Here is a 12,848-nt window from a genome sequence, read left to right on the forward strand (position 1 = left end):
CCGCCGGGCGTCCGGAACCACCCCCTGCCCGGCTGAATGTCCCCCGCCGGTCGGCTGGTTCCACACCCGTTCGTGGGCTCAGCCGCCCGGACGAGCCGGAACTTGCGTACGGTCGCCGCTATGTCAGGGGACGAACGCCTGCTTGTCGACGAGGTCGCATGTGGACTGACCGCCGCCGAGGTGGCCGAACGGATCGCCGCGGGCCGGACCAACGACGTACCAGCCCGGGTGAGCCGCAGCGCCGGCGAAATCGTGCGCGCGAACGTGTTCACCCGGATCAACGCGATCTTCGCGGTGCTGGCCGTCATCATCTTCTCGACCGGCTACCTGCTCGACGGGCTGTTCGCCGGCCTGATCGTGGCCAACAGCGTCGTCGGCATCGTCCAGGAGCTGCGGGCTAAGCGGACCCTGGACCGGCTGGCGATCGTCGGCCAGGTCCGGCCACGAGTCCGCCGAGACGGCATCAGCCGGGACCTCGCGCCGGCCGACGTGGTCGCCGACGACGTGATCGAGGTCGGCCCGGGCGACCAGATCGTCGTCGACGGCACCGTCCTGGCGGCCGAAGCCCTGGAAGTGGACGAGTCGCTGCTCACCGGCGAATCGGATCCGGTCGTGAAGCACCCGCACGACCCGGTGATGTCCGGCAGTTTCGTGGTGGCGGGCAACGCGGCTTACCGCGCGACAAAAATCGGGCGGGAAGCCTACGCGGCGAAGCTCGCCGAGGAGGCCGGACGGTTCACCCTCGCGGACTCCGAGCTGCGCTCCGGTATCGACACGATCCTGAAGGTCATCACCTACCTGCTCATCCCGGCCGGGGGGCTGTCGATCTACAACCAGCTCGGGGGCTCGCAAGCCCTGCCCGACGCGCTTCGCGGCATGGTGGCCGCACTTGTCCCGATGGTGCCCGAAGGGCTGATCCTGCTGACGTCGGTCGCGTTCGCGGTCGGGGTGGTGCGGCTGGGCCGGCGGCAGTGCCTGGTCAACGAGCTGCCGGCGATCGAGGGCCTGGCGCGGGTGGATGTCGTGTGCGCCGACAAGACCGGCACGCTCACCGAGAACACCATGCGGCTTTCCGAGGTACGTCCGTTCGGCGGGCCGGACGGGGCCCCCGAACTCGTGCTCGCCGCGCTGGCCGCCGCCGACCCCCGCCCGAATGCGAGCCTCCTGGCCATCGCCCAGGCGTGCCCGCCGACGCCCGGCTGGACCGCGCAGGCGGTCGCGCCCTTCTCCTCGGCGCGCAAGTGGAGCGGTGCGGGCTTCGGCGACCACGGCGACTGGGTGCTCGGCGCCCCCGACGTCCTGCTGGCCGCCGGCTCGGCCGAGCGCGCCGAGGCGGAACAGATCGGCGCGCAGGGGCTGCGGGTGCTGCTGCTCGGCCGGGCGGGTGCCGCGGTCGACGCCCCGGAGGCGCCCGGCGAAGTGGACCCGGTCGCGCTGGTGTTCCTGGAGCAGACGATCCGCGATGACGCCCGCGAGACCCTGGACTACTTCGCCACCCAGGGCGTGGCGGTCAAGGTGATCTCCGGCGACAACGCGGTCTCGGTGGGCGCGGTGGCTCGCGCCCTGTCCCTGCCCGGCGCCGACGCGCCGGTCGATGCCCGGACCCTGCCCGCGGATCCCGAAGCGCTCGCCGCCGAGGTGGAGCGCGGCACGGTGTTCGGGCGGGTCACGCCCGCCCAGAAGCGGGCCATGGTCGCCGTGCTGCAGTCGCGGGGGCACACGGTCGCGATGACCGGCGACGGCGTCAACGACGTCCTCGCGCTCAAGGACGCCGACGTCGGTGTCGCGATGGGTGCGGGCAGCCCGGCGACCCGGTCGGTGGCCCAGCTCGTCCTGCTGGACAACGCGTTCGCCACCCTCCCCCACGTCGTGGGCGAAGGGCGGCGGGTGATCGGGAACATCGAGCGGGTTGCCAACCTGTTCCTCACCAAGACCGTCTACTCGGTACTGCTCGCTCTCATCGTCGGCGTCCCCGGCTTGATCGGCCTCACCGCCGTGCCCTACCCGTTCCTGCCCCGGCACGTGACCATCGTCGGCTGGTTCACCATCGGCCTGCCCGCGTTCGTGCTGTCCCTGGCCCCCAACAACGACCGCGCCCGCGGCGGCTTCGTCGGCCGGGTCCTGCGGATGGCGATCCCGGCCGGGGTGGTGATCGCCGGCGCCTCCTTCACCGCCTACCTCCTGGCCCATCCCGGCCACGGCGGCGGCGAGACCACGCAGGTTCAGGCGAGTACCACGGCGCTGATCACGCTGATGGCGCTCGCGTTGTGGGTGCTCGGCATCATCGCCCGGCCCTACACCTGGTGGAAGGCCGGCCTGGTCGCCGCGATGGCCCTCGTGTCCGGCCTACTGTTCGTGCTTCCGGTGACACAGCGGCTGTTCCTGCTCGACCCGGGCGACACCGGCCACACCCTCACCGCCCTCGGCTGCGCCGCCGCGGGTGTGGTCCTGATCGAACTCGGGCGGTGGATCGGCGGCCGGCTCGCGAACAACTGACCGCGCGTCCTCGCTCCGGGCCGCAACGGGCACGTAACAGGTCACGAGGCCTGGCATCGTTTCATGGAGGTCCGGGTGGATCTCCCGGTCGTGGCGATTTCGCGGCGTGAATGGGTCCGGATATGGAACACACGAAGCCGCACGGATCGAAGTCGATCAGCAGCACTCATCGCCACCGGTTCTACTAATCGACAGCGAAGAACTTCTTCGGCGGCACAACGTCGCGCCCCCGACTGCTGCGTGCTCTGCTGATGGGTGCGAACGCCTGCGAAGCCGGACGCCCACCTCGGCATTTGCCAGAGCCCGCGTCGCGCGCTGACTGTCACGCTGGGCCGCTCGCCGCCGAGGACGCGTCCTCGCGCATTACCACCGTGCCCGCCTCCCCTCGGCTGGCCTCACCCCGGCCGGCGCTCTGGAAGACGTCCCGGCCGGGGTGAGGCACCTTTACGCGCGCTCCATGGCCGCGGCCACCCGGATCACCCGCGCGGTCGGATCCGGCGCGCCCGGATCGCGCACCCGGTCGGTGAGCAGGAAGCCTGACAACTCCACACCATGCTCCTCGGTCAGCCGGAAGGTCCCGCCGAGCACATCGGGATCCCAGCCGAGAGCGAGCGCGCGCTCGATCAGGCCACGGACGTCGGCACGCGACGGGTAGGAGCCGTCCATGTCGGCCGGGATCCAGTCCACGCTGGTGACTGTCGAGAGCAGGTCAGCCTCCAGCGCGCGGCCGGTCTTCCCGGCACCCCAAGCACGCACCCGGACACACCGGTGCAGGTCGACGCCGTCACCGGCGACCTGGCCGATCGTGGCCCGCCACGTGTAGGTCCGCCCCTCGACGCGGAGTGTTCGCAACCTCGTTCGCACCCGGCCACCTTAAGGCGCGGTAAAGCCGGTAGGGCCGCTAGTCATGCCTCACGTGGGGCCACAGCGTTGACAAGCGGGTGACGCGAGCGCACCATGAGCCAACTCTGATGTTCTTTTATGAGCACTTAGAGCGTAAAAAGTTCAGTTTCAAGCATTCAGTCTGCAAAAAGAGCAGCCATCATTGCTCGCCCGGCGCCGCGGAGGACACCGGTCCTTCGTCTCGCCGGAGCGGCGCCATCCGGATGTGGAGCACGAGATGATGCGGAACTCACGAGCCCTCGAGCTCGGCTCGGCGGTCGCGCTGCTCACAGTGGCCCTGAGCGCCGGGGCGGCGCCGGCCGCGGTCGCGGATCCGATCGCCGCGAACACCAGCACCGCGATCGGCGTGAAGCCGATGATGGGCTTCAACAACTGGGCCAGGTTCACCTGCGCCGCGCAGGCCCGGCTCGACGGCACCCGCGACGGCTACTCGTTCCAGCAGTTCATGCAGGACCAGGCCAAGGCGATGAAGGACACCGGCCTCGTCGCCGCCGGATACACCAACCTGACCGTGGACGACTGCTGGCTGCAGCGCACCGGCGCCGGCTACCTGCACGGAGCCTCCACCTGGGGCGGCAGCTCTCAGCCCGGGTTCGACTTCGAGCTGACGAACTACGCGAACTACGTGCACGCACAAGGCATGGACGCCGGCCTGTACAGCACGTCGGGGATCAACACCTGCCAGGGCGTGCCCGGTGGCGTGCAGGGCCACGAGCAGGCCGACGCGACCTCGCTGGCGTACTGGGGCATCGACTCCCTCAAGCTCGACAACTGCGGCACCACGTGGAGCAACCGCCGCCAGGAGTTCACCGCCACGGCCACCGCGCTCGGGTCGGCCACCGCGAACAACTCCCGCAAGATCCTCTTCAACGAGTCCGCGCCCGCCGGCGCCGGCCCGGACTCCGGCACCAAGTACGACGCGATGGACTGGGTCCGCGGGCTCGGCCAGATGTGGCGGGTCAGCCCGGACATCGCCGTCTGGCACAACTCGGGCGCCTCCGCCTGGGACTGGCCTCACGGCACCGACTACTACGAAGGCGGGGTACTGCAGAACTTCACCGACACCGTCGCACTCGCCCGCTACAACGGCCCGGGCAACCACAACGACGCCGACATGCTCCTGATCGGCGACAACAACCAGCTCACCGCGGCCGAACAACGCAGCCAGTTCGCGCTCTGGTCGGCCATGGGCTCCCCGCTGATGATCAGCACCGACGTCCGGAAGCTGGCCGCCGATCCCGCCGCCTACGCCACCCAGCTGAGCATCCTGAAGAACGCCGACATCATCGCTGTCGACCAGGACACCACCGCGGGCGGCTACCTGGCCTCTCGCCAGGGCACCTCCACCACCGCGGGCATCGACGTGGTCGTCAAGCCGCTGGCCGGCGGCGCCCGCGCGGTCGCCGTGCTGAACAAGAACGCCGGCACGACCAGCTACACCTTCGACCTCGCCCGGGCCGGTTTCGGCAACCTCACCTGCCCCCGCACCGCGAAAAACCTGTGGAGCCACGCGAGCAGCCAGGTGACCTCCACCCTCACCGCCACGATCCCGGCCCACGACAACGTCATGTACACGATCGCCCCTGGCACCTGCGGCGCGGCCTCACCCACCGGCCAGATCCAGGCCGCCCAACCGGGATTCCAGCAGAACGCATTCTGCCTCGACGCCCGCGGCGGCGCCACCGCAGGAGCGACCGTCGGGTTGTACGCCTGCTCCGGCAACGACAACCAGCAGTGGCAACGTGGCCCCGCCGGTCAGCTCGCCTCGCTCGCCAACCCCGCGCTCTGCGTGTCCGGCGACACCACCGGCCTCAAGCTCGCCGGCTGCACCACGTCCGACACCCGGCAAAGCTGGACCTACAACCGAGCCGGCCAGCTGAAGAGCAACGGCCTCTGCCTGGACATCAACGGCGGCGCCCTCGACCACACCGACGCACCCGTCACGACCTACGCCTGCGGCACCCACCAACCCAACCAGACCTGGAGTGCGCCCTTCGCCGGCCCACCCGCCGCCTGACCCGCCCGCCTCCCGGCTGAACCTCTGCCTGGTTGTTCGCCCCGCGGACTCGACCGGATGCGCCGGGCGATTCACGCTTGGCGCGCTCATGGACGTCACGTTGCTCGGCCTGGACCCGCACGGGCCATCGACGACGGACGGGATCGGGTTGTCGGCGCCCCTCACAACGCGACGACCGCGGACCGGACGGCGAGGGCAGCAAAGGGGTCGATGCACACCGTGGCTGACCACGCCACCGAGTCGGCGGGAGTCGAGCTCGCGCCGGTGGCCACTAAGGACAAAGCTCCGGCATCGGCTGCGGGCACGGCCCGGATCCGCCGGCGGCGGCTACCTCGCGCCACCCCGTTGCTCGGCCAGGCCTGACACCGCGATATGGGCGTTGTCGATACTCTCGCGTACCTCGGCCGAAGCCCCGGCCGCTCGAGCCAGCCACAACCCAGCCGCCTCCACAGCGGCCGCGGTGTCGCCGGCGAACGGACCGTCGACCGAGACCATCGCCGCGTCCGACTCGCGCAAGTCGCGGGCCAGGCCGGCGAGCACCTGGTCGATCGCCGTGATCGAGGCTGAGAGGTTCGCCAAGACCGCGCCGATCTCGGCAGGCTCGCACCATCGGCGGCCGACAGCACGGCGCAAACTGTCTCGAGCGGACGCCGTTGCCGTGGTGAGACGCGGAACGGTCATCGCGACGATCCCTTCCTGGCGGCGAGAGCGGCGCTGAAGTACCGACCGGTCGGCCCGTCGTGCTCGGCGAGGCCTTTGGGTGTTCCCGCGTAGAGCACCCGGCCGCCGTTGTCGCCTGCGCCGGGACCGAGGTCGATCACCCAGTCCGCGGCCGCGACCACGTGCAGCGAATGCTCGACGACCACCAGCGTGCGGCCCTCGTCGACCAGCCGGTCCAGCAGCGTGACCAGCCGCGTCGTGTCGCTCGGATGCAGCCCCGCAGTCGGTTCGTCGACGAGCAGGTCCTCAGAGCTCGTGTCGAGCCGGCGAGCCAGTTTCAGGCGCTGGCGCTCGCCGCCGGACAGCGTGTCGAGCGTGCGACCGCACGCCAGGTGTCCGAGGCCCAGCTGGTCGAGTAGCGCGGCCAGCCGCGCCACGTCGGGGTGCGGCACGTACCGGGCCAGAGCCGACATCGGCGTGTCCAGAACCTCGAGAACGGTCCGCCCGGACAGCCGCGGAACCAAGGCCTCGGCCCGGAACCCGGTCGCGCCGCAGTCCTCGCACGGGGTCTCGACGTCCTCCAAGAACGCCAGATCGGTCCGCCGGATACCGGTGCCGCGGCAGTACGGGCAGCCACCCTGCGAGCGCGGGTTGAACAACTTCGGCGGTTGCCCGCTCGCCTCGGCGAACGCCTGCTGCACCAGGGCCGCCAGCCCCAGCCAGGTGCCGACCGTCGACCGAGCCGTCGCGGTGATCTGGCCCTGGTCCACAACGGTGAACCGCGGGTGCCGGTCGGCCAGCTCGCCCGCGAGCGTCGACTTCCCGGATCCGGCGACACCGGTGATCACGGGCAGCACGCCGGTCGGGAGGTCGACGTCGATACCGGCGAGCGTGTGCCGGTCCAGCCCACGCAGCGACAGCCAGCCGGCGGGCTCCCGCGGCGAGTCCTTCAGCTGGACGCCGGTGCGCAGCGCGCGCCCGGTCATCGTGTCCGCGTCGCGCAGTTCCGCCGGCGGGCCGCGAAAAACTACGCGGCCACCGGCCTCCCCCGCGCCCGGGCCGAGGTCGATCACGTGGTCCGCGGCCTCCACGACGGCTTCGTGGTGGTCGATCACGAGCACGGTATTGCCGTGGTCGCGCAGTCGTCGCAGGACGTCGATCAGCGACGCGACGTCAGCCGGGTGCAGCCCGTCGGTCGGCTCGTCCAGGACGTAGGTGAGGTCGGTGAGGCTCGACCCGAGGTGCCGGACGAGCTTGAGGCGCTGCGACTCGCCGCCGGACAGCGTCGGCGTGCCGCGGTAGCAGTGCAGGTGCCCGAGCCCGAGGGTGATCATCGAGTTCAGCCTCAGCCGAAGCTGTTCGATGAGCGGCCGGGCCCACGCGTGCTGCACTCCGGCGCAGAACTCGAGCAGCCCGGCTGCGTCCCGGTAGCCGAGATCCACAATAGACACGCCGTCGACGCGGCTTTCGCGCGCGGCCGCGGAGAGCCGGCTGCCGCCGCAGTCCTCGCACGGATGTTGCGTGGTGACCTCGGCGAGCGCGGCGCGCACGGCAGGTCCCGGCTTCGCCTCTCGCTCGACGAGCAGCCGCCGGATCCGCGGGACCATGGATTGGTAATTGGCGCTGCGGGGGAAGCGCGGCAGCGGGTCCGGTGGCCGCTGAGTGGGCCCGTGCAGGAGGAACTGGACCAGCTCTTCGGGCCACTCCCGCAACGGGAGGTCGTTGTCGAAGAAGCCCGAGTAGACGTAGCGCTTCCAGATCCAGCTGCCGACGGAGAAGCTCGGGAAGACCATGGCGCCGTCGTTGAGCGTGCGATCGCGGTCGATCATCCGCTCGCCGTCGATGTCGGTCACCGTGCCCAGCCCGGCGCACGCGGGGCACATCCCCGAGGGGTCGTTGAACGAGTACGCCGGCGAATAGCCCGCGGACGGCTCGCCGAGGCGGGAAAACAGCATCCGCAGCATCGTCCACACCTCGGTCGCGGTGCCGACGGTCGAGCGTGAGTTCGTCCCCAACGGACGCTGGTCGACCACGACCACGGTGGTCAGGCCGCGCAGCGAGCTCGCTTCCGGCTGCGGGTCGTGCGGGAGCTTCGTGCGCACGAACGCGGGCATCGTCGAATACAGCTGGCGCCGCGACTCGGCCGCGAGCGTCGCGAAGGCCAGCGACGACTTGCCCGACCCCGACACGCCGGTGACGGCGACCAGCCGGTGTTTCGGGATGTCGACGTCCACGTCGGCCAGGTTGTGGGTGCGCACACCCCGGAGGCTGATCACGTTCGAAGCCATGTCCGGCATCGTAGAGCGCGGACGTGGCCCCGGCCGGGCGGTCGCGCCGTCAGCGCCCCATGAGGACCGCCACGAAAGCCTTGACATGCAACGGGAGTACCTCCGACTGGGTGACAAGCTCGATGCTGCGCAGCGGAGCCGGGTCGGTGTCGACGATCCGGATTCCCGCCGGTTCGGCGGGCAACGAGAGCTCCGGCACGCACGCCACGGCGAGCCCGTTCGCGACCACCTCCAGCTGGGTCGTGTGGTCGGCGACCGGAAACCCGACCACCAGCTCACCGCCCGCCCGGCGGACCAGCTGGGCCAGCGCGGAGTGCGCGTCGGATCCTGGCGGGCAGCACGTCCACGTCTCTCCTGCCAGCTCGGAAAACGGCACCGTTTCCCGGTTCGCGAGCCGGTGTCCGGCGGGCAGCACCAACCGGGCGCGTTCGGCGCGGAGGCGGGTGATGTCCATTCCGCGCGGCAGCGTCGAGGGAAGGTCGTGCCACGTCTCGGCGAGCACCGCGTCCAGGCCGTCTTCGTGCAGGGCCCGCAGGTGGTCGACCGTTTCACCGTCGCGCAACGACACCCGCGCTCCGGGATGGCGGTCGATGAACTCGCGCACCCGGGGAAGCAGGAAACCCCTGATGGCGGAGGAGATCGCGCCGACGCGAACAGTTCCCCGAGGCTCTCCGTCGCGCGCCGCAAGCTCGCGTTCGGCGTGCTCCACCACGCGCGCGACTGTGCGGGCGTGTCCGGCCAGCACATGGCCCGCGTCGGTCAACCGCACGCCGCGGCCCTCCCGCTCGACCAGCGCGGACCCCACTTCCGCCTCGAGCCGGCGCAGGTGCTGCGACACGGCGGGCCCGGTCATGTTCAAGCTGCGCCCGGCCGCGGCGACCGAGCCGGTCCTGGCCACGGCGTCGAACACCCGTAGCCGGTCCCACGTCCAGTTGTTCATGTACTCCTGCTTAGCAGTACCCGGTAGAAATACGACCTGGACCCTTCCGAGATCACCCGGCCACACTGCTGGAGTGGCGACCGAAACGCAACGGAGCACCTCCTCCGGGCCCATGCTGCCCGCACGGGGCGACGGGCGCAGTGGCCCGGCGCTGCTCGTGCTGGGCGGCGCCGCCTGCCTGTCCGTGTCCGCGGTGCTGGTGAAGGTGGCGGGTGTGGACCCGGCGACGTCGGCGTTCCTGCGCTGCGCGATCGCCGTCCTCGTTCTGGCGCCGCTGGCGTGGCGGGAATGCCGCCGGCTCGGAGGTCTGTCGCGCCGCGGGATCGTGGTGGCGCTCGTCGCGGGCGCGGCGCTGGGCGCGGACTACGTCCTGTGGACCCGCAGCATCTTCGACGTCGGAGCCGGGATCGCCACGGTGCTGATCAACGTCCAGGTCGTCGTGCTCCCGCTGCTGAGCCTGCTTGCCGACCGCGAGCGCCCCGGCCGGTGGTTCGTCCTTGCCTGCCCGGTCATGCTCGGCGGCATCGTTCTCATCAGCGGCGTGCTCGAGAGCGGTCCCGCAGCATCGGACACGGTGCAGGGCACCGTCTTCGGCGTGCTGGCCGGCACCGCGTACGCGCTGTATCTCTACCTGACCCGGCGGCAGGGTCGCGCCGAACCGGGACGCACCGTCACCCCGTTGGCCATCGCGACCGCAAGCGCTGCGGCGACGTCCGCTGCGCTCTCCCCGCTCAGCAGCGGTATCCACCTCGCGGGTATCCCGACTGCGTCGTGGCTGGCGATGATCGGTCTTGCGCTGCTCGGCCAGGTGCTCGCGTGGATCCTCGTCAACTCCGGCTCCCCGCACCTGCCCGCGAACCGCACCGCGGCACTGCTGCTGACCCAGCCCGTCGCGACGGTGCTGCTCAGCCTCGTGCTGCTCGCCGAGGTTCCGTCGGTGCTCCAGGTGGCCGGCATGGTGCTGGTGCTCGGGTCGGTCGCCGCGGCCAGCCGCGGCCGGGTGCGCCGCGCCCGCGTCTGACCCGCGCATTTCATTTACGATAATCTCGAACACACCACTAATATACGTGCACGCTATTTAAGCCTGGATTTTCTGCTGATTTACCTCTTTTGGCGGCGTCGAAAGATCCACTTGATTGATGTACTCAACGAGTAGCTCAGAGGACACAAAGAGCGCCTGAGGGGACCGTTCATCTTGAGCACCGAAAATAAGTCAGATCTTATCCACAGTATCGCACTGCGCGGTGACGCACGCGCCCCGACAACTGATCCCACTGCCGATTCTCGGCATTACGACGACTACTTTCGTATCGACCGTTCCGAAGATCCGGCCGCCTGGTGGGCGGGCGCGCAGCGAGTGGCCCGCCAGGTGGTCGACGACCTGCCCACAGCCGGGCTCGGCGAAGACCTGCAGGCCGACCTGCTCGCCGGGATCAGCAGGCTACTGCTGGCCAGCACCTCGGTGCCGGCACACAGCGGCACCGCCACCCCGGCCGAGGTGCCCGCGAACGGCGAAGACGAGACGGCGGCCATGCGCTGGAAACTGGGCCACCACCTCTTCCACCACCTGCTCTCGCTGATGAACTCCCACACCGACGGCCTCGCGGCGGCGTTCGGCGAACCGGACTGGACCACCGTGCGGCTGCTGGTGGAGGAGCTGACCGTGCTCTATGACGCAGCTACCGCGGCCATGCACTACGCGTCCAGCTTCCCGGTCTCGGCCTACCAGGAGACCGTCCGCCCGTCCATGGAGCCCCCGTGGATGCCGCCTGGCTTTTCGGGCGTGTTCAACCTCGAACACCGGGCGTTGCTGGACGGCCTCACCGCGTTGAAACCCCGGTTGCGCGGCCGGGCCGCGGAGGCAGGCTTGCCGCCGGACGTCACCGAAACCGCCCGCGCTTTATGGAAAGCGCAATCGCGCAACCGCCGTGAGCACCAGACAATCTGTGAAAAGTTCGTTCCCGGCGGCAGCTCGTTGCTGCAGCAGCATTTCGAAACCACCCGGAAAGGATGAGCAGCATGGCGATCACCGTGATCGAACACTGGCACCTCAAGCCCGAGTTCGCGGACAAGGCGTTCGAAGTGATGCAGGAAATGGACGACCTGCTCGAGGACAACGCGCACGACAGCGACGGCTGGGCCGGGCACGCGCGGTTCTTCAAGCGCGAGAGCGAGCCCACTCACGTCATGATGTTCTACGCCTGGGAGACGCGCGAGGAGCACGAGCGGCTGCTGGCGTCGGAAGTGACGTTGCTGGGCGAGTTCACTTCGCGCTACTGCACGCGGCAGCGTGAGGTCGAGTACGCCGAGGAGCTGCCCGTCGATGTCTGAGGACGACACCGTGGGCGACTGGGCGCCGACCGAGCTGCGCGCCGCCGGGGGCGTCCTGCTCGACCGGCTCGCCACGCACCTCGAGACCCTCGACACTCAGCGCGTCCGCCCGGCGGACCTGTCCGAAGAACACATCTCGGCGCCGTTCCGCGGTCCGCTGCCCGACCGTGGCACCGGGTTCGAGGAGCTGCTGGAGCGCACCTGGCGGGACGTGGTGCCCGGCCTGACCCAGTGGAACCACCCCGGCCACCACGCCTACTTCAGCAACAGCTCCTCGGCTGTGGCGATGCTGGGCGAGCTGTTCACCGCGGCCTTCAACGTCAACGTCATGGTCTGGGAGTCGGCGCCTTCGGCCGCGGCCGTCGAACGCCAGACGCTGGACTGGCTCGCGGACCTGTGCGGACTCGACTGGCCGGAGGCCGACTCGGTACTGGTCGACGGCGCGTCCCTCGCCACCTGCTACGCGCTGTGCGCCGCTCGGGACCGGCTGGCCGGGCACGACTGGCGGGAACACGGCGCGTCGGGTGCGCCGCGGCTACGGGTCTACTGCACGGACCAGACCCACAGCTCCGTCGCGAAAGCGGCGATCGCGTTGGGGATCGGCACGCACAACCTGGTGCAGCTGCAGACCGACGACGGCACACTCTCGCCCCGACGGCTGCTCGGGGCCGTGCACGCGGACAAGTCCCGTGGGTTCGTCCCGCTGGCCGTGGTCGCGAACCTCGGCACCACCAACGTCGCCGCGATCGACCCGGTCGAGGAGATCGCCGAGGTGTGCCGTGCGGAGGACGTGTGGCTGCACGTCGACGCCGCGTACGGCGGATTCTGGCGGATCGTGCCGTCGGTCGCCGCGGTGCTCCCGTCCCTGGCCGGGGCCGATTCGGTGGTGGCCAACCCGCACAAGGTGCTGTTCTGCCCGATGGAGGCGTCCGCGCTGTTCGTCCGCCGTCCCGGCGCCCTGCGCGAGACGTTCTCACTCGTGCCGGAGTACCTGCGGACGGCCACCGGCGAGGACCGGCTCGACCACATGAACTACTCGCTGCAGCTGGGCCGCCAGTTCCGCGCCCTCAAAGTGTGGTGGGTGCTGCAGTCCTTCGGCCGTGACGGCCTGCGCAGCCGGCTGGAGCACGCGGTGTCCCTGTCGCGCTCGCCGAGCGGGTGGACGAGCACCCGCACTGGCGGCTCGCCCACCGCTCGCCCTTGCCGCTGGTGA

At 70.4% G+C, this 12,848-nt stretch carries 10 protein-coding genes; 6 read left to right on the forward strand and 4 right to left on the reverse strand.

Going from position 1 to position 12,848, the window contains the following annotated elements; genetic code table 11:
- The first annotated feature begins 120 nt into the window (after positions 1 to 120).
- On the forward strand, positions 121 to 2,496 hold the full coding sequence (locus ACZ61C_RS33900) for an HAD-IC family P-type ATPase (protein ID WP_465311951.1): 2,376 nt from the start codon (positions 121 to 123) through the stop codon (positions 2,494 to 2,496).
- 444 nt (positions 2,497 to 2,940) lie between these two features.
- Here the strand turns inward: ACZ61C_RS33900 and ACZ61C_RS33905 are convergent, their stop codons facing one another.
- Positions 2,941 to 3,360 carry a hypothetical protein gene (locus tag ACZ61C_RS33905; protein ID WP_465311952.1) on the reverse strand — a complete coding sequence of 140 codons (420 nt, stop codon included), beginning with the start codon at positions 3,358 to 3,360 and terminating at the stop codon, positions 2,941 to 2,943.
- 259 nt (positions 3,361 to 3,619) lie between these two features.
- On the opposite strand from ACZ61C_RS33905, the gene ACZ61C_RS33910 reads away from it, so the two are divergent.
- Complete coding sequence (locus ACZ61C_RS33910; protein WP_465311953.1) at positions 3,620 to 5,416, forward strand: ricin-type beta-trefoil lectin domain protein; 1,797 nt, start codon at positions 3,620 to 3,622, stop codon at positions 5,414 to 5,416.
- Positions 5,417 to 5,743: 327 nt separating this feature from the next.
- Here ACZ61C_RS33910 and ACZ61C_RS33915 read toward each other — a convergent pair whose 3' ends face one another.
- Genes ACZ61C_RS33915 through ACZ61C_RS33925 form a run of 3 tightly spaced genes read right to left on the reverse strand, consistent with a single transcriptional unit; the run spans position 5,744 to position 9,304 of the window.
- Positions 5,744 to 6,097 carry a hypothetical protein gene (locus ACZ61C_RS33915; RefSeq protein ID WP_465311954.1) on the reverse strand — a complete coding sequence of 118 codons (354 nt, stop codon included), beginning with the start codon at positions 6,095 to 6,097 and terminating at the stop codon, positions 5,744 to 5,746.
- Positions 6,094 to 8,364 carry an ATP-binding cassette domain-containing protein gene (locus ACZ61C_RS33920; protein WP_465311955.1) on the reverse strand — a complete coding sequence of 757 codons (2,271 nt, stop codon included), beginning with the start codon at positions 8,362 to 8,364 and terminating at the stop codon, positions 6,094 to 6,096. The genes ACZ61C_RS33915 and ACZ61C_RS33920 overlap by 4 nt, the downstream gene beginning before the upstream one ends.
- Before the next feature lie 49 nt (positions 8,365 to 8,413).
- A complete protein-coding gene (locus ACZ61C_RS33925; protein WP_465311956.1) occupies positions 8,414 to 9,304 on the reverse strand; it encodes a LysR family transcriptional regulator in 891 nt (296 codons plus the stop codon).
- Between the two features lie 73 nt (positions 9,305 to 9,377).
- Between ACZ61C_RS33925 and ACZ61C_RS33930 the strand changes: the two genes are divergently transcribed.
- The 4 genes from ACZ61C_RS33930 (at position 9,378) to ACZ61C_RS33945 (ending at position 12,848) form a co-directional block, all read left to right on the forward strand.
- Positions 9,378 to 10,325, forward strand: a complete 948-nt coding sequence (locus tag ACZ61C_RS33930; RefSeq protein WP_465311957.1) for a DMT family transporter — start codon at positions 9,378 to 9,380, stop codon at positions 10,323 to 10,325.
- A gap of 174 nt (positions 10,326 to 10,499) precedes the next feature.
- Entirely contained in the window at positions 10,500 to 11,318 is an 819-nt protein-coding gene (locus ACZ61C_RS33935; protein WP_465311958.1) for a hypothetical protein, read from the forward strand.
- Between the two features lie 5 nt (positions 11,319 to 11,323).
- A complete protein-coding gene (locus ACZ61C_RS33940) occupies positions 11,324 to 11,635 on the forward strand; it encodes a hypothetical protein (RefSeq protein ID WP_465311959.1) in 312 nt (103 codons plus the stop codon).
- Complete coding sequence (locus ACZ61C_RS33945; RefSeq protein ID WP_465311960.1) at positions 11,628 to 12,848, forward strand: pyridoxal phosphate-dependent decarboxylase family protein; 1,221 nt, start codon at positions 11,628 to 11,630, stop codon at positions 12,846 to 12,848. Before ACZ61C_RS33940 ends, ACZ61C_RS33945 begins: the two co-directional genes overlap by 8 nt.

This window comes from Amycolatopsis sp. NPDC104587 (assembly GCF_055583645.1).